Genomic DNA, 17,529 nt, shown 5'->3' with positions numbered 1-17,529 from the left:
GATGGCTGGTCTTCGTGGATGAAGGGCAGTGTCAGTTACTTTATAGTAGGCGGTGGTCGCATGTTTGGGAAAATTCTCGTGGTGGATGACGAACAACCGATTGCAGATATTTTGAAGTTTAATTTGGAAAAAGAGGGCTATCAGGTCATCTGCGCTTATGATGGCGGCAGTGCGGTTGAGCTGGCTTTCTCGGAGCAGCCGGACCTGATCCTGCTGGATCTCATGCTGCCCGTAAAAGACGGCATGGATGTGTGTCGCGAGGTGCGTTCGAAGCTGAACACGCCGATCATTATGCTGACAGCGAAGGATACAGAGCTGGACAAGGTGTTAGGTCTGGAAATGGGCGCGGACGACTATGTGACGAAGCCGTTCGGCACAAGGGAGCTGCTCGCGCGCGTGAAAGCGCATTTGCGCAGACAGACGAAGGTGCAGACGGCGCCGAACGAGCCCGAAGCGCAGCGCAACGGGATGCGCATACATGCACTGTTCATCGATAACGACATGTACATGGTCTATAAGGACGGAACGCCCCTTGATTTGACACATCGGGAGTTCGAGTTGATTCAATATTTGGCCAAAAATTCAGGCAAAGTGATGACCCGTGAGCACCTGCTGCAAGCGGTGTGGGGGTTTGAATATTTCGGCGACGTGCGCACCGTCGATGTGACGATTCGTCGCCTGCGCGAGAAACTGGAAACGGATCCAAGCCGCCCCGAGTATATTATGACGCGCAGAGGGCTCGGTTATTTGATGCGCAGCCCGAAAACTGGAGGCTTCTAAACATGAAGGGCATCCGCTTCTTTCAATCGATTCAAGCGAAGCTCATTATTATTTATGTCCTGCTCATTCTGATCGCGATGCAGTTGATTGGCGTGTACTTCTATAAGACGGTCGAGACGTATTTCAAAAGCGACTTCCTCGCCTCCCGCAACAGCCAAGTGACGCTGCTGGCGGGATTCGTGGAGTCGTATATGACTGGCGATCCCGACAGTAAGAACGCGACAGAGGGCAAGAAGACGTATGCCGATTTGAATGAATTCGTCAGCAATTTATTTTCGATTAATAATGCAGAGATTCAAATTATTGATGCGAACGGGAACGTCATTAGCACGTCGGTCGCGAGCCATCTGAAACAGAAGAATACGCAGCCAGAAGTGATCCGCGCCCTGCAAGGGATTAAGGATAATCAGCGGATTTTCACGGATGAAGACGGGTACCGCAAAGTTATTATCGCGAAGCCAGTCGGAAGCGGGGTCCGCGTCTTAGGTGCAGTGTACATCATCGCTTCCATGGAAGATGTGTATAAAACGATTCGCTCGATTAATCGCATCCTCATCTCGGGGACGCTGATTGCGTTAGGGCTGACTGCACTACTAGGAGTTCTCTTAACGAGCACGATTACGAATCCGATTAAAGAAATTACACGCCAAGCGACGGCGGTGGCCGAAGGAAACTTTGATCAACAGGTTGTCATTCAAGGGACGGATGAGATTGGTCAGCTGGGGCAGACCTTTAATTTCATGATGAATCGGCTGAAAGAGGCGCTCTCCCTCAATGAGGAAGAGAAAGAGAAGCTCGCTTCGATTCTAACGAATATGAATGACGGCGTTATCGCGACGGACGATCGGGGACAGGTGATCGTGTTGAATCGCCGGGCGAAGCAGATTTTGCAGGTCGAGGAAGAGACAACCCTCGGGTTGCCCATCTCGGAGGTCATCGGGATTCCGCTGACCACGATTCGTGAGCTCGTCACTGGGGAAGTGAATACGACCCTGCTGGACATTCCGCTGCGCGACGATGAGGACGAGCAGTTGTCGGTGCGGATCACGTTCACGCCGATTCATAGGCGGGGTGAAGGTCAGCATGGCATCATCGCCGTGCTGCAAGATGTCACAGATCAAGAGAAGCTCGAGCAGGCGCGCCGCGAGTTCGTCGCGAACGTCTCGCACGAGCTGCGCACGCCGCTGACGACGATCAAGAGCTACCTCGAAGCGCTCGATGACGGCGCAATCGAGGAGCCAGCGCTGGCGTCGCGCTTCATCAGCGTGACACGGAGCGAGACCGAGCGGATGATCCGCTTGGTCACGGATCTGCTGCACTTATCGCGGCTGGATTCGAAGCAATCCATGATGAGCAAGTCCTCCACGCTCGTCAGCGAGATGCTGGACGAGGTGGCGGATCGGTTTTCTTTTCAGCTGCAGCAACGGAAAATTCGAATTTTGCTCCACGTGGAACATGGTGTGACGAGCCTGCTGCTTGATCGAGACAAGATCGATCAGGTGCTTGATAATCTGGTATCGAATGCGATCAAATATACGGGTGATGAAGGTACGATCCGTTTGGGAGCAAGGAAGATAGAAAAAGATATGTTGGAAATCTCCGTGCAAGATAATGGTATGGGGATTCCGAAAAAGGATCTTTCGCGCATTTTCGACCGTTTCTATCGCGTGGATAAAGCGCGCTCTCGCAATATGGGTGGAACAGGTCTCGGCTTGTCCATTGCCCGGGAAATAGTGAAAGCGCATGGCGGAACGATTGCCTTGGAATCTGAGCTTGGACAAGGAACTCGCGTACTATTTACACTGCCGATTCAGCAAGATGAGGAGGATGCAGTATGATTGAAAGTTTGAAATCGATCTTACTTGTTCTGCTGATCGGGACGAGCTTGTATCAGAGCTTCATTCTGGCCTCGTACAGTCCTCCTAAGATCGAGCCGATTCAGCAGAGTAACTATGTGCAAACGGAAACATTAGGGAAGCAGCTGGAACTGGCGGACATGCTGTTCCCGGATCAGTTCATCATTCATTTGGGCAATCAGCAGCATTCTGTGCTATATCCGAACAATTATTACTACACACGTTTGCTGGAGAACATCAAGCAGCGCAGCTTCAGGGGCTTTCGCAAGACGTCGATGTATCTCGTCAACGTCAATTGGGAAGAAGTGCGAACGAAACAACTCGGCGTGGAAGTTCGGTTCCGTGACGGGATTCCGTTCACGATTCTGCAGCAGCTTTTCCGAATTGAAGGCGAAATACCCGTTGAGAATGATAAAATCACGAAAATTTGGATCTATTCTAAAGGGACGAATGATGAGGTTCGGGCGTTCTTTTTCACGGATTCACCAAGCGTAGGGTATGAAGTGATTGGGGCGGACTTCACGAGTAAGGACGTCGAGAATTTCGTTGCGTATGGCGAGCCGAGCAACTTATACAAAACAACGAATAGCGGCGATTACTATTTGCCGTTGAAACCGCTGCGGATACCAAGTTATACATTCACGTACACGCAGCTAACGTCGGATCAGCTCAAGCAAAGCTTGTTCGTCGATCCAGGCATCACCCGCTATCTGAGAGAGCGAGACGGTTCCGAGATTTACACGGACAGTAAGCGCGGCTTCCAACTAAATCGGGATCAACGGTGGGTCACGTACACGGACCCTGTAGCCCCAGCAGCGAGCAAGACGGAAGTCTTGGACGATTTGCAGGCGGGGATTAAATTTATTAATCAGCATATCGGCTGGGATGGCAAATATATGGTGTCCCGCACGCCGCAGAAGCTTTTGGATAATCAGACGTTCACGTTCCGTCAGTATTATGAATCGCTTCCGATTGTGACGGCGCAGCCAGAAGGTTTCGGCATGCTAAGCATGCAGGTGCAGAAGGGCGCGATTTCTGGATTCGAGCGATCGATGGTGATCGCGGATATGAAGTCAGGACAACGGCGTGATAATGAGCTGATGTCGGGTGAGGCTTTGGAGGAACGGTTGCAATACTATCAACGTCGTTCGAGTATCGTTTCTATTTTTCCATCGTATCGTCCTGTTGTTAGTGACAAGGCGGTTAATCTCATCAGCACATGGACGTTGGAGCTGCGAGATGGAACGTATGATTTTATTGAATAAATGCAATGACATGTTGGAAAGAGGGGTGAGATCATGAATTGGAGTAGGGCGAAGACGATTCTAATTGCATCTTTTTTACTATTGAATATGATTCTTGGCTTCCAGCTGTGGTCCACCAAACGTTCCAGTCAGACGGAAATTTCGCTCGATCCATCCAGTACGGTGGAGGATTTGAATCGTGCGCTCCGCAACAAAAATATTCGACTGACCGCTGAGCTGCCCACGGATCAACCGAAGCTGAAGGTCATCACGGTGAAGTACGATGATAGTATCAAGCCCGGTGAACAGAAGACGCTGAAAACTCCGCTCTACATGAGCACGCTGCTCGGCAAAGGGGCGAGTAAAGAAGTTCAGGTGCAGTCGGAAATTCCAAACTTCGCGATGTACCAGCTGGATTCGGTGATTAGCCGCGATGGGGTGTATGTGTTCTCGCAATTGTTTGAGAAGCTGCCGCTATTCGATGTCAAAGTGGAGCTAAGTGAGAAAAATGGAGAAATTACCAGTTACCGTCAAGCATTCGTTGAAGTAGAATCAGAGGTAGAACAGACGGAGCAGAAGCTGATTTCGGCGCAATTAGCGGTCCGCAGCTTAGTGGACAATTATTTAAGTGACGGCTCGATCATTACAGAGGTTCGTTTAGGATATCATGGACAACCGTACAACTCTCAGACGCAACCGATGTTCCCGCATTGGCGGATTACGATCGATAACGGAGATATCTATTATTTGCAGGCGTTTAACGGTGCGGTAGAGTCGCCTCAGAAAACGGCAGAGCCATTCGGTCCTAGTGCAGACGGGGGAGCGACAGCTACGCCGCTAGCGGCTGAGAAGAACACACCGAAGAAGTAACCGCAACGAGAGAACCAAGCAGCATATCGGCAGGCAAGAAGGAGCAGGGAAGATGGGAATTCGTTTTACAGTGTTATCTAGCGGTTCTACGGGCAATGCAACGGTCGTGGACAATGGAGACGTGAAGCTCCTGATCGATGTCGGCTTCAGTGCGAAGAAGATGGAGCTGTTAATGAAGGAACGCGAGCTCGCGGCGAGCAGTATCGATGGGATTTTGGTCACGCATGAGCATTCCGATCATATCAAAGGATTAGGCGCGTTTGCTCGCAAATATGATGTGCCCATCTATGCCAATGAGAAGACGTGGGTGGAGTTGGATCGCCAAATTGGTGCCATTGCAGAGGGCAATAAGCGCGTGATGGAGACAGGCGGCGTGCAAGAGTTCGGAACGATGAAGGTGGAATCCTTCGGCATTTCCCATGATGCGGCGGAGCCAGTCGGGTATGTGTTCTATGAAGAGGAACAGAAGCTGAGCGTTGTGACGGATCTGGGGTATATGAGTGAGAAGGTGAAGGAAAAAATCGCAGATTCCGACGCTTACGTCCTCGAAACGAATCATGATGTGGACATGCTGCGCGTGGGGCATTACCCGTGGAGTATTAAGCGTCGTATTCTAGGTGACAAGGGCCATCTCTCGAACGAAGCTGCGGGTGATGCCCTGTGCGATATCATGACGAATAAGACGAAATCTGTCTATATGGCGCACTTGAGCCGTGATCATAATTTGATGGATTTGGCCAGGCTGACGGTGAATAATATTGTTCAAGAGCGGGCGCCAGAGGCGAAGGGGCTGAGGCTGATGGATACGTATTTTGACCGATCTACGAAATGGGATGTATTGAGCCCGTCGGATTCGGATTCGGAGTGAGCGCGGCGTCGATTTCTTTGGATTTCAGCTGCAGCTCCTGCGCGGTAATGATTCCCTTATCGATGAGAACTTGAATTAACGAGGAGAGCACCAGCGACTGGTGATAGTGACTCTCTTTGAGATCAGCCAGCTTACCAATCATATTCATTTCTTCAAAATGGGAAGGGATACGGTTCATAGCGGCACGCTCCTCGAAAGGTTTATTTTCTAGTAAAATTTTCCTATAGGCTAGCAATTCGGTAAGAGATTTGGTTTACTATTATTGTAGGCAAGAAGGAAGCCAAACATTCCTATTATTTGCAAAAAATCAACGGCAGGATAAGGTGACCGATGAATCGGGCCTAATTCTTATTGAAATAAACCAAGGCGAGTGCAGCATAGGCCCCGTCAGCGAGGAGGTACCGGAAATGAGTTTGTTTGATGATGATTTCTATTCAACGAAGAGATCCAGTCGGCGCGAGCCAGTTTGGCGTCCTAAGGGAACAGAGAGTTTCACTAATTTTACGAGTTTAAGCAAATGGACAGGTAGAAAACGGTACGTGGCCCTCGTCGCAGGCTTCATCGGGGCAATCGGCATGTTGGCCGTCGTCGGCCTTGTTCATGCTTTCGGAGGCAGTGGGGCATCGAGTGCGTCGCTTGCGATTCCTGTCGTGGCTAAAGCGGATGTTCATCCGATGAACAGCAATGATGCGATCGTTGCGGCAACGGACAAGATTAAGCCAGCCGTCGTCAGTGTCATTTCTTCCAAGAAGGATGAGGCAGGCGCGGAAACAGGCATTGGCATCGGTTCTGGGGTAATGTTCGCACGAAGCGGGGACAAAGTTCGGATTGTGACGAACAGCCATGTGGTGGAGAACGGGAATCAGTTCGAAATCGTGAACTTCCAAGGCGAGCATAAGAAAGCGACCCTTGTTGGTCGCGATCGAATTACCGATTTGGCCGTGCTGGAGACAGATGGCAAAGATGTGAAAGTGCTGGCGGAATTCGGCAATTCAGACACGCTGCGCGCGGGTGAAATGGCGATTGCCGTGGGCAATCCGCTCGGTCTTGGCTTCTCGCCGACGGTGACGCAAGGGATCGTGTCATCGCCGAAGCGGACGATACCTGTCGCACTGTCCCGTGAGGGTACGGACTACGACTGGGAGATGGACGTCATCCAGACGGATGCCGCGATTAACCAGGGCAACAGCGGAGGCCCGCTCGTGAATATCGAAGGCAAAGTAATCGGGATCAATTCGATGAAGATTGCCGATACGGGCGTGGAAGGTTTGGGTTTTGCCATTCCGATTAATAGTGTAGATCCAATTATCGCGAGCTTGATCAAGGACCACAAGGTGAAACGGCCGTTGATTGGGGTGTCGACGCAGGAACTGCAAGCTTTTAAAGGGACGGATGTATTAAAGCTGCCTGCCGATGTGAAAACTGGCGTTATCGTCTTCGACGTCTCTGGCCCCGCGAAGGAAGCGGGATTGAAGCCGCAGGATGTGATCGTGCAGCTGGATGATCGCAAGATTGATAGTACGATCTCTTTGCGGAAATACTTATATAACGAGAAGAAAATCGGCGACAAAATCAATGTGGTGTATTACCGCGGCGGGAAGAAGCAAACAACCACGCTGACATTGATAGAGGCGTCGGATAAGTAGTGAATTGATAATAGACATAGTAATGGGAAGATTAATTATAAAGCTTTTGCGGATGAGAGGTATTTGCATGCACGTTGTTTGTAAAGATCATGTGGAAATCGCTATAGATGAATTCGTTGATGAATATGAGGAAGCACCCGACGTGGTGGATTTGCAGAAAACGCATTTCGCCCATTGGGCGCCGCCTGAGCACTGCGAGCATTGCAAGTCGTTGTCACGATTTCTGATTGTTTAAGAGGCCCTTGGGGCCTCTTTTTTCTGGATCGGGTAGCGTGTGGCGTAGAGAGGGAATGAACCATCGAAGTAAAAAAGAAGAAAAGAGGACTTATATGCAGATACAGATTTTAAGTGTTGGGAAGTTAAAAGAGCGCTACCTCGTCGACGGGATCGCCGAGTATGTCAAGCGTCTTGGCTCGTACGCCAAGATGCAAATGATTGAGGTGCCGGATGAGAAGGCACCTGAGAACATGAGCCCTGCTGAGGAGCAGCAGGTGCGTGATCGTGAGGGCGCGCGGCTGTTGGCGGCGCTGCGCCCAGATGTGTACGTCGTGGCGCTGGCCATCGACGGCGAGATGTGGACGAGCGAGCAGCTGGCGAGCTCGCTTGATAAGTTGGCCACCTACGGGCGCAGCCAGGTGGCCTTCGTTATTGGCGGCTCGCTCGGGCTGTCGAGCGAGCTGCTGCGCCGTGCGGATATGCGGCTGTCGTTCGGCCGCATGACGCTGCCGCACCAGCTGATGCGGCTGGTGCTGGTGGAACAGATTTATCGCGCGATGCGGATCAATCGGGGAGAACCGTATCATAAGTGAGGCCAAATCCTGAATCACAAATTGCAAGGGAAGAACTATGTGTGACGCATGCCGGTGTGTATGTGGTTAATTTTTCACTGTGACGGTTGCTTATGCCCGAGAATCAGGTAGTCCACGAACAGGACAAAGGAACCAACTTTCTTTTGCCCTACATGTAATGAGACGATGGTAAGCAAAGAAGAGCCGAGGGTTGAGTAAACCGTCGGCTAGGAGTGTTTATTCAACCGCAGAGTGATTTTGTTCTGCGGCACTTCGGCTAAAACCGCTCAAGACTGCGTATCATTTCCGATTTTTCGAACATGCTTTCGTTGGTGGATGACATATTCCGTGCAGATCACCGAAGATATAATGAGAAAGCAAAGCAATGGGAATAGGCTACAGGCGTGAGCATTATGCAATTGGAGCCGCAAGCAGCAACTAATACCCGGCTGTGGTTCGTCTTCGGGTAGGCATGGGCCAGCTTATTTATTGTGGCATGTTACGAGAGGAGTTTTAATATGAATCAAACAATTATGAGTGATCATTATAAGTGGAATAACCTTAGAATCGGTGGAGGTGGTTATGCAACAGGTTTAATTATTCATCCCAAAGAAGAAGACCTCATATATGTTAGAACGGATGTCGGCGGGTTATACCGCTTACATAAAGATGAAGAAAGATGGATTCAATTGATGGATTCATTTGGTCTAAGTCAACGTAATTTCTATGGTATTGATTCTGTTGCCCTTGACGCCCAGAATTCGGACGTTATTTATGTAGCAGCAGGTAAATATAGCAAAGAAGAAGTGATGCAATACTTCGAAACAGATATAGACGAAAATCCTTGTGATGTCCTTAGGTCCCGAGATAGAGGTATTACATGGGAGAGAACAAACCTTAACAAAGACTTTAGAGGCAATCTAGTAGTGCGATGGAATGGTGAGTGTATTGCTGTTGATCCATCAAATAGTGACTATGTTGTCTGTGGTACACGAAGTGATGGTCTCTACATCATGGAACAAGCAACGAGGAACGATAATTGGAGACAACTTACTGGTGTTCCAGACGGAATTAAAGGATACGGTATCAGAAGTGTCATATTCGACCCAAATAGCGTTGTTAATGGCAGATGTCAGAGATTTTTTGTTGGTATATGCGGTGAAGGTGTTTATGAAACACTAGATGGTGGTGAAACATTCAAAGTTATTCCAAACACACCATTGATGCCGAATCGAATGAGTATGAATAGCGAAGGTGCCTTATTTATTTCAGCCGGTTATTGTGGTGCAAAAACCACAGATGTGACACGTGGCGTTTATAGATATGATTTAGGTATTACAAAAAATATCACACCAGATCCAGTTTATGAAGAATATACAGGTATATCCGTTGATCCGACGAATCCCAATCGAGTAGTGTGTTCTGTTAGGTTTAATGGTTTTTGGAATCCAATATTTATTACCCTTAATGGTGGCGATAGCTGGGAATTAGTTACCAACCAATCCATAGCTAATGCAGATGTACCATGGTTTCCAAGTTGCTACTTTAGTGCAGCCACTTCCAGTGTATTGATAAACCCACATAACCCAAGCCAAGTGTATTTTACAGACTGGTATGCTATTTGGCGAACAGATGATATATCACAGAAACCACGTCATTGGAAGTCGTATACACAAGGATATGAATCTATGGTAAGCTTCACTATGATTTGTCCTCCAATTGGAGCTAGCATCATTACAGGTATTGCGGACAACGATGGTATGCGTCATACAAATTTGCAAGAAAGTCCACTAAAAAAACATGGTGGTCCAGAGATGCAAGAAACAACAGGTATTGACTACTGTGAAAGTAATCCTAACTTCATGGCTAGAGTTGGTTCTTGGGAATGGGGTAAGACTGGAGGCGGCGGCTATTCTTCTGATAATGGTGTCAGTTGGAAAGCATTTAAAAATTGGCCTTTTGGTGCAAATGGTAAGTTAGCTATGAACCCAGTAAATGAAAATAACTTTGTTGTTCTTCCTATTCAAGACACGCCCAAAGTAACATTTGATGCAGGTGTCACATGGCAGGAGTCTGTAGGTGCACCCAAAGGTAGTGTTGAAAAATTTTGGTCTAATAATCATTGCATAGCTTCTGATAGAGTTGAAAACAATGTGTACTACATTTATCATCGTGGAGAAGTTTATAGAAGTACCGATGGTGGCATTAACTGGATTAAAGTCAGTGAATTACCTCTTGAGACTTTCTCAAACATGAAAGCAATGCCTAATAATAAAGGACATGTGTGGGTTAACCTGAACCATTATGGCTTATACACATCCTGTGATTTTGGAGATACCTTTACCAAACTGAATAATGTTAACCAAGCTTACTTATTCGCTTTTGGCAAGGGGCTTACCGAAGACATACCTGCAGTCTATGTATATGGCCGTGTGGATGGTGTTGAAGGTATTTTTAGATCTGATGACAAAGGTACGACTTGGATTCGTATTAATGATGATGCAAACCGTGTTGGTAATGATCCTAACTGTATGGAAGGCGACAGACAAGTTTATGGTCGTGTATATATTGGTACAAACGGTAGAGGCTACTATTACGGTGAAAAAGAAAATTAAACGAATTAATGCTTATTGAACCTACTCGTATTTGCAAGGTTTACGCCTAGACGGATCAGAAGTATAATTATGGAACAACATGCAACCCAGCCTAGATAAAGCTATCTATGGCTGGGTTTTGCTATAAAATCAATAATCACAATATGGAAGGAACTGATTCCCAGCCATGAACCAACTATTAGATCAATATAGGGATGAGATTGTCTGGATTTTCGGGGAAGCCGCGGCTCAATTGCAGACGCTGCCGGAGGAATCGAAAGAGCAGGCGTTGGCGCTTCTGGGCCAGTGCTATCCTTTTGACAGGAAGGACAGCGAAGGGTCTAATATGATCAGCTACCTGCTCCCGTATTGGGTTGGAGAGACCGTGGGGAGTCCGATCGAGCTGTGTCGCGAGTTAGCGGTAGGAAATGTGTACGGGATGTTGTCCTTTTTTCTCCTGGACGATGTAATGGATGAGAAGGGGGAGATTCGGCGATCGCTGGCCTTGAGCACGCTTTTGAATCAAAGGTTTATGGAGGCTTATCACCGGTGTTTCTCAGGAGACCCTCAGCTAGGGGCTTGTTATAACCGCTATTTGGCGGAATGGGCAGAAGCTATGTACCGTGAGGTGGACGAGCCAATGGACCCGCGGGATCCTGGCCGATTGGCCCGCAAGGCTGCCCCAGTGAAGCTATGTGCTGCAGCATTGTTGCTCCAAGCTGGGGTAGCCAAAAGGATTGGGGATATGGAGGTGGCCATTGATTTAGCCCTTGCGGTACTTCAACTCTCCGATGACTGGACAGATTGGCGGGAGGATTTACCGACGGCCTCCTGTAACGCTTTCCTAGTATTGTTGCGAGAGAATCTTCCGCTACAAGCAGGCGAAGTTTTGGATGAGAGTATGGTGAAACGCGGCATTTATCGTGAGCAGGCCTTAGGAGGGCTTGCGACCCTTGCATGCGATTATGCCAATCAGTTGAGTGCCATGAAGGATGCTCCCGCATCCCTTCAGGTTTTCACATCTATCATCACACAAAGCTTGCAGCGCAAGGCGAACGAGATCAGAGATCATTACGATAGTTTGTTGAATGATGGCGGATTTTCAATGTATTTGAAAATAAATGGTTAATAATGGTACAACATGTCTAGTTATATGATATTATGAAGATGAAAATTATCCTAATATTTGGAAGGTTGTGCTATCATGTCCATGGATACGTTAAAAGTGAGTATTATCAAGAAAGCTTGGGAGGACGCGGATTTCAAGGCACGTTTGCTGGCAGATCCCCGAAGTGCACTGCAGCAAGAATTCGGACATACAATTCCTGAAGGTATTGAGCTGAATGTAATGGCGGTAACACCCACGAAGTATGCGCTGATCATTCCCCCGAAACCAGAGGAATTGGATGGATTTACTGGTACTGGGGTACAACCACAGATGTATAGTTGGACCTAAGGTTGGAAACAAGAGGGAACCGGACGATGGCTTCGGTTCCTTTTCTTTTTACACTATAGAATTCCAGGCTCAAAGCTTGCAGAGCAAGGCAAACGAGATTAGAGATCATTACGATAGTTTGTTGAATGATGGCGGAATATCAAGAAAGCTTGGGAGGACGCGGATTTCAAGGCACGTTTGCTGGCAGATCCCCGAAGTGCACTGCAGCAAGAATTCGGACATACAATTCCTGAAGGTATTGAACTGAATGTAATGGCGGTAACACCCACGAAGTATGCGCTGATCATTCCTCCGAAACCAGAGGAATTGGATGGATTTACTGGTACTGGGGTACAACCACAGATGGCTTCTTGGAATTAGGGTTGAAAATGAGAGGGAACTGGACGATGGCTTCGGTTCCTTTTCCTTTTACACTATGGCATTTTGTTAAACGGTGGCGGATTTAAAATTTATTTGTCGATAAATGGCTAATTTTGGTACAAAAGATCTAGTTCCATGGTATTATGAAAATGCAAATATCCTAATATTTTGAAGGGTTGTGTTGTCATGTCCATGGATACGTTAAAAGTGAAGATCATTAAGAAGGCTTGGGAGGACGCGGATTTCAAGGCACGCTTGTTGGCCGATCCCCGTAGTGCGCTGAAGCAGGATTTCGGAATCGATGTTCCTGAAGGTATTGAGCTGAGTGTGCTGGCGGAAACATCGGCTCATTATGCGCTTGTCATTCCCCCGCAACCGGAGGAATTGGATCAATTGAAATCTACTGGGGTACAACCGCAGATTTCTTGGAACTAGTGTTGGAAACGAGGGGGAACCGGACGATGGCTTCGGTTCCTTTTCCTTTTTCACTATGGAATTTCAAGGTACCCTCCATCACTTCGATGATACGAAAGGTGACCATGAGACCAAGGCCAGTTCCTTTGGTTTTTGTTGAGAAGTAAGGCTCTCCTAGCTTCTCGAGCTGCTCCGGCTCCATGCCTTCGCCGTTATCTGCAATGCGGATGACAGCGGTTCCTTCCTCAGCCCAGGCGTTGATGGTAATGTGACCTTCTTCCCGAATGGATTCGATGCTATTCTTAATGATGTTGATCAATGCCTGCTTAAACTTGGATGAGTTGCCCAAAATAATTAAAGGTTCGGGCACGTGGACCTCCAGTTCCCCATTGTTCAACAAGACCAGCGGCGTCATCATGGTTTCGATCTGGGCGAGCTCATGCTGCAAATTTAGCGCTATTCGGGTGTCAAGCTCCGGTTTCGCAAAGGTCAGGAAGTCCGTTATGATACCTGACGCTCGATCCAGCTCCTGAATGGCCATGGCAAAGTAGGACTTATCGTGCTCTACTGATTTTCCCGAGAGTAGCTGCAAGAAGCCTCTTGTGACCTGAAGCGGGTTGCGCACCTCATGGGCAATGGATGCGGCCAATTCGCTAATGATCTGCATTTTTTCCGTCCGCTGCAGTTGGTGATTGTAAAGCTCCAATTCTTTGGAGTAGGATAAAAGCCGGGCATAGTCCGATGCAATGCGGCGGTTCAGGATCATCACTAGGGAAGCGATCAAAATAATGATGCCGAGCTTCCATAGATTAAACATATGGAACGTATCTATCGCGTACAGTAGCAAGAGATCCGTCATACCGGATAAGGCAAGGATCAGAATACCCAGAGAGAGGATCAAGGAATTAGGATTCTGCATGGCGTTCCGAAAGGCGAGGACGCTAATGAGAATCAGTTGTCCGATAATGAGCGGTGCACCCAGCCAGAGGGTCAGGAACGCGTAGAGAGAGTACAATGGCGTTCCGATGATTTTATAACATACCATAACGCAGAAGCTAATTAAATAATAGACGACAAGCCAGCGGAACATCCGCTTGATCCATGGATACCGGCCTTCGAAAATGTGGGTGACGAAGTACAGCAGGGCAGGAAACAAAATATAAATAGACGTATCAAAAATAAATACGAAAAAGTGTCCAAGCTCAGGAAAGTAGTAGTAAGGCATAGCCGAGTAGGTCATGATCAGAATGCCGCTGCACATGACGAATAGGGTAAGCGCCAGGGCGGTACTGCGTTGGGCCAGGTTTAAGTACCAGGAGCAGAGAAACATTAGGAGTGACAGGAAGACAAACCCGCCTCCTAGCAACAAATCAGGCAGTTCTTTGCGGATGGCTTTCTGGGAGATTTCAGGAAACTCGCCAAGCTGGATATTACTGCTGATACCTGCCCGTTCCTTCGCTGTGAGCCGCAGGTAGAGATCGCTTGTTATCTCTTTATGGTCGAGTGGCAGTTGGAGAAGGGTGCGCTCGAAGTCAAAGCTGTGATTGACCTGATAGACGGGCTTGCCGTTCTCATAAATCATTACATTCATGGCGTACAGACGTTCAATATACAGTCCAGGTTTAGATAGGTTGGTCGTCGGGGGGACAGTTAGATGAATCCATGCGCCGATCTTCCCATTGGGAATGGTATCAAACGGGTGCTCAGCCGTGGCAGAAATCCACTCTCCGTCTATGTCAGGCTGGGCGTCTTCTGGAGCCCCAATAGGAATCCATTGCACTTTCCAGGTGGTTATTGGCATACTGTTAGAATCTTCCGCTGAGCTTATGTAGGGATACAGGAGCAATGCTAAGAAGGCAGCACCGCCAAATATGAGTAGTACCAAGATCAAGTGGAAACGCTTCATTTGAGCACCTCGTGGGGAACGACCCAATATTTAATGTATACCTATAAATTTGACGAAATTGTGTAAAAATCCTTTAGTTGTCGACATTTTTTTACAAATTATTTGAATGAGCGGCATGTGATGCATATGGCCGATTGCTGTGCCCCAAACTAAAGACAAACTCCTGCGTCTCTTTTAGAGAAACAGAAGTTTGTCTTTTTATCTATATAAACGAAGTTTCCTCACCTCACTGAATAGTACAAACCTTGAGCATCTTCGTGGGCGATTATTAGTTAAAGTGAGTCTAACTAACTCTATTCAGTGTGGCATAACTGTTCAATTTTCCGCCTCGTACCTTGTTCAGCAATTTCCATCATTAACTTTAAAAAAGCCTGAGCATCTGGTTTTTCTTCACTCGCAAACCAATAACTCAGAATACCGCAAAGGGCGGAGATATTGTATTCCAGCAAATACTCCAACTGAAAGTCGTCCTTGGCGCCCTGTGCGATTAGGGAAGCCTTGAGCTTAGGTTTTATACTATTTTTCATTTTCCGCTGAAAGGCCGGATCACCATGATCGCCGAGGAGAACGGTATAATATTTGCTGTGCCGCTCAAACATGGTAAAAAATTCATCGAAAGAGAACCCGTCTTTGGCCGGAGTATCAGGATGTATCGGTGGCAGTTTATCGGGATGGGGAAGCAGCGATTCCTCGATTTGCTCCAATACATCATAAACGTCGATGAAATACTCGTAAAAGGTGCCGCGGTTGTACCCCGCTTTGGTAGTAATCTCCCGGACGGTTATTTTTTCTATCCGCTTTTCACAGTAAAGCGACCAGAACGCATCAATTAGGTTTTGCCTGGTCTGCTCTGTCATTTGGGGTTGTTTCTTCATGAGTGCTATATCCCTCCATTCATCGTCCAACACATCGATCGACATTGTTGGTTGATGATCAAACCATATTTCGTTATGATTTCATCATACAACATGTTGTTGGGTAATTCAAACATAAAGGAGATGCTAAAATGTCAGCAATTAAAATTGAACGCCTAACCAAAGATTTTGGACGAGGTAAAGGTATTTATGATATGTCTTTTCAAATTGAGCAGGGCGAAGTGTTCGGTTTTCTTGGCCCGAACGGAGCGGGAAAAACGACTACCATCCGTCATCTATTGGGATTCTTGAAGCCGCAAAGCGGACATGCCACCATTCTTGGTATGGATACATGGAAAAAGCCGAAAGAAGTTCAAAAGCATCTGGGGTATTTGCCCGGAGAAATTGCGTTTCCAAACGATATGAAAGGGATGCAGTTCATCGAATATATCGCTAGAATGCGGAAGTTGAACGACCTGTCAAAGGCAAAACGGCTGATTGAGATGTTTGAGTTTGACCCGAATGCTGACCTAAAAAGGATGTCAAAGGGGATGAAGCAGAAAGTCGGAATCATTTGTGCTTTCATGCACGATCCAGAAATCCTTATTCTGGACGAGCCTACCTCAGGGCTTGACCCCTTGATGCAGGCGAGGTTTATTGAACTGATTAGGAACGAGAAGAAGGCGGGCAAAAGCATTCTGATGTCGTCCCATCTGTTCGAGGAAGTGGAAGGTACCAGCGACCGTATCGGGATGATCAAGGGCGGCAGGCTGATTTCCGTCATTGACCCTAAGGATATAAGCAACGCGGAGAATAAGACGTACAAGATCGAGTTTTTGAACGCGGAGGATTTTGTCAGTATGCAGTCGGAAGTTTTCTTGATTAAGGAAGCAAAGCCGGAACACAATCAGTTAATCATTGATATTTCCGATGAGAACATTAATGAGCTATTACTTGCGCTGTCCATGCGAAAAGTTAGGTTTATCAGCGAGATCAAGCACACGCTGGAAGAACATTTTATGGGTTATTACGAGGGGGGAAACAACCATGTTCAGTAAAACGTATTTGATGAGATTGGTAAAATCCAACCTTAAAATGTCTCTTATTTTTATGCTATTACTTTGCGGGCTCATTGCGATTATCATGAATGTGTTTACACCTGAAACCATGAGCGAAATCGCCGGACGCAGCGCAGATATGCCGATTAACCCTCTAGGCGATATATCCACACTGCCGAAATTCCTTGCCAACCAGTATTTCGGTATGATGGCGCTAATTTTCCCGATGATCTTCCTGATTCTTACGGGAACGAAGCTGATTGTGGGAAAGGTAGACAAAGGCGATATGGCCTGTGATCTGTCTACACCGGTAACACGGACGCAGATTGCTTTCACAAGCATGCTGTATCTGGTAGGATCACTTGCCGTGATCTACGTCATGATTGGTGCTGTTGGCTCCAGTGTCGCATCTATTGCACAGCCGGGGGAATTGGATTACGCCATGTTTCTGACGATGGTTTTTGGCTCCTTCCTGCTCCAATTGGCAATTGGCTCGATTGTTTTTCTTGCATCTTGTGTGTTCAACCGTACAAGCCGGAGTCTGATCATTGGCGCGGGCCTTCCCATATTATTCTTTGGAGCACATCTTTTATCAGGCATGAGCGACAAGCTGGAAGGCCTCAAATACCTATCGCTTGTTACGCTATTTGACACGACGGCCATCATCAATGGAAGCGGTTATGCCGCCAAGCTGGGCATGCTGGGCATACTGGCAGTTGTTCTCTATACCGCAGGCATCATGATATTCAAGCAAAAGGATTTACCTCTGTAGGCAGCGATTATTCGTCGTTAGTTGTGTTTTCTAAAAGTTGAAAAATCCCCTCCGGCAAACAAC

General features: G+C 47.5%; 18 protein-coding genes. 15 read left to right on the top strand and 3 right to left on the bottom strand.

Going from position 1 to position 17,529, the window contains the following annotated elements:
• Positions 1 to 60 precede the first annotated feature (60 nt).
• The 5 genes from yycF to MJB10_RS26450 are packed head-to-tail and all read left to right on the top strand — an operon-like array spanning position 61 to position 5,618.
• On the top strand, positions 61 to 780 hold the full coding sequence (yycF, locus tag MJB10_RS26470) for a response regulator YycF (RefSeq protein ID WP_314800229.1): 720 nt from the start codon (positions 61 to 63) through the stop codon (positions 778 to 780).
• A 2-nt stretch (positions 781 to 782) separates the two neighbouring features.
• On the top strand, positions 783 to 2,618 hold the full coding sequence (gene walK, locus MJB10_RS26465; RefSeq protein ID WP_314800227.1) for a cell wall metabolism sensor histidine kinase WalK: 1,836 nt from the start codon (positions 783 to 785) through the stop codon (positions 2,616 to 2,618).
• Positions 2,615 to 3,901: a YycH family regulatory protein gene (locus MJB10_RS26460; protein WP_314800225.1), complete on the top strand. Its 1,287-nt coding sequence runs from the start codon at positions 2,615 to 2,617 to the stop codon at positions 3,899 to 3,901. The genes walK and MJB10_RS26460 overlap by 4 nt, the downstream gene beginning before the upstream one ends.
• A gap of 33 nt (positions 3,902 to 3,934) precedes the next feature.
• Positions 3,935 to 4,750: a two-component system regulatory protein YycI gene (gene yycI, locus MJB10_RS26455; protein WP_314800222.1), complete on the top strand. Its 816-nt coding sequence runs from the start codon at positions 3,935 to 3,937 to the stop codon at positions 4,748 to 4,750.
• A 52-nt stretch (positions 4,751 to 4,802) separates the two neighbouring features.
• On the top strand, positions 4,803 to 5,618 hold the full coding sequence (locus MJB10_RS26450) for an MBL fold metallo-hydrolase (protein ID WP_314800220.1): 816 nt from the start codon (positions 4,803 to 4,805) through the stop codon (positions 5,616 to 5,618).
• On the opposite strand, the gene MJB10_RS26445 is transcribed toward MJB10_RS26450, so the two are convergent.
• Complete coding sequence (locus MJB10_RS26445) at positions 5,572 to 5,796, bottom strand: hypothetical protein (RefSeq protein ID WP_314800219.1); 225 nt, start codon at positions 5,794 to 5,796, stop codon at positions 5,572 to 5,574. The two genes, MJB10_RS26450 and MJB10_RS26445, sit on opposite strands and share 47 nt — an antisense overlap.
• Positions 5,797 to 6,025: 229 nt before the next feature.
• On the opposite strand from MJB10_RS26445, the gene MJB10_RS26440 reads away from it, so the two are divergent.
• From MJB10_RS26440 to MJB10_RS26405, 8 genes are all read left to right on the top strand, one after another.
• Positions 6,026 to 7,264 carry a S1C family serine protease gene (locus MJB10_RS26440; RefSeq protein ID WP_314800217.1) on the top strand — a complete coding sequence of 413 codons (1,239 nt, stop codon included), beginning with the start codon at positions 6,026 to 6,028 and terminating at the stop codon, positions 7,262 to 7,264.
• Between the two features lie 67 nt (positions 7,265 to 7,331).
• Positions 7,332 to 7,499 carry a CxxH/CxxC protein gene (locus MJB10_RS26435; protein ID WP_314800215.1) on the top strand — a complete coding sequence of 56 codons (168 nt, stop codon included), beginning with the start codon at positions 7,332 to 7,334 and terminating at the stop codon, positions 7,497 to 7,499.
• A gap of 94 nt (positions 7,500 to 7,593) precedes the next feature.
• Positions 7,594 to 8,073, top strand: coding sequence for a 23S rRNA (pseudouridine(1915)-N(3))-methyltransferase RlmH (rlmH, locus tag MJB10_RS26430; protein WP_314800213.1), 480 nt, complete (start codon positions 7,594 to 7,596; stop codon positions 8,071 to 8,073).
• A gap of 497 nt (positions 8,074 to 8,570) precedes the next feature.
• Positions 8,571 to 10,667: a hypothetical protein gene (locus tag MJB10_RS26425; protein ID WP_314800212.1), complete on the top strand. Its 2,097-nt coding sequence runs from the start codon at positions 8,571 to 8,573 to the stop codon at positions 10,665 to 10,667.
• A 166-nt stretch (positions 10,668 to 10,833) separates the two neighbouring features.
• Positions 10,834 to 11,775: a hypothetical protein gene (locus tag MJB10_RS26420; RefSeq protein ID WP_314800210.1), complete on the top strand. Its 942-nt coding sequence runs from the start codon at positions 10,834 to 10,836 to the stop codon at positions 11,773 to 11,775.
• Between the two features lie 75 nt (positions 11,776 to 11,850).
• Positions 11,851 to 12,102, top strand: coding sequence for an NHLP leader peptide family RiPP precursor (locus tag MJB10_RS26415; RefSeq protein ID WP_314800208.1), 252 nt, complete (start codon positions 11,851 to 11,853; stop codon positions 12,100 to 12,102).
• A gap of 138 nt (positions 12,103 to 12,240) precedes the next feature.
• Entirely contained in the window at positions 12,241 to 12,462 is a 222-nt protein-coding gene (locus MJB10_RS26410) for an NHLP leader peptide family RiPP precursor (protein WP_314805872.1), read from the top strand.
• Positions 12,463 to 12,648: 186 nt separating this feature from the next.
• Positions 12,649 to 12,897, top strand: a complete 249-nt coding sequence (locus MJB10_RS26405; protein ID WP_314800206.1) for an NHLP leader peptide family RiPP precursor — start codon at positions 12,649 to 12,651, stop codon at positions 12,895 to 12,897.
• On the opposite strand, the gene MJB10_RS26400 is transcribed toward MJB10_RS26405, so the two are convergent.
• Together MJB10_RS26400 and MJB10_RS26395 are read right to left on the bottom strand one after the other, a co-directional pair.
• Positions 12,863 to 14,782, bottom strand: a complete 1,920-nt coding sequence (locus MJB10_RS26400) for a HAMP domain-containing sensor histidine kinase (protein WP_314800204.1) — start codon at positions 14,780 to 14,782, stop codon at positions 12,863 to 12,865. The two genes, MJB10_RS26405 and MJB10_RS26400, sit on opposite strands and share 35 nt — an antisense overlap.
• Before the next feature lie 293 nt (positions 14,783 to 15,075).
• Positions 15,076 to 15,657: a TetR/AcrR family transcriptional regulator gene (locus tag MJB10_RS26395; protein WP_314800202.1), complete on the bottom strand. Its 582-nt coding sequence runs from the start codon at positions 15,655 to 15,657 to the stop codon at positions 15,076 to 15,078.
• Between the two features lie 131 nt (positions 15,658 to 15,788).
• On the opposite strand from MJB10_RS26395, the gene MJB10_RS26390 reads away from it, so the two are divergent.
• Positions 15,789 to 16,694: an ABC transporter ATP-binding protein gene (locus MJB10_RS26390; protein ID WP_314800201.1), complete on the top strand. Its 906-nt coding sequence runs from the start codon at positions 15,789 to 15,791 to the stop codon at positions 16,692 to 16,694.
• The gene (locus MJB10_RS26385) at positions 16,684 to 17,466 is read left to right on the top strand and encodes an ABC transporter permease subunit (RefSeq protein ID WP_314800199.1); all 783 of its coding nucleotides are present in this window, start codon (positions 16,684 to 16,686) and stop codon (positions 17,464 to 17,466) included. Before MJB10_RS26390 ends, MJB10_RS26385 begins: the two co-directional genes overlap by 11 nt.
• Positions 17,467 to 17,529 lie beyond the last annotated feature (63 nt).

Source organism: Paenibacillus sp. MBLB1832, assembly GCF_032271945.1.
GTDB lineage: Bacteria > Bacillota > Bacilli > Paenibacillales > NBRC-103111 > Paenibacillus_E > Paenibacillus_E roseopurpureus.
The sequence above is the reverse complement of the archived record's forward strand: the minus strand, read 5'-3'. Positions and strand labels throughout refer to the sequence as shown.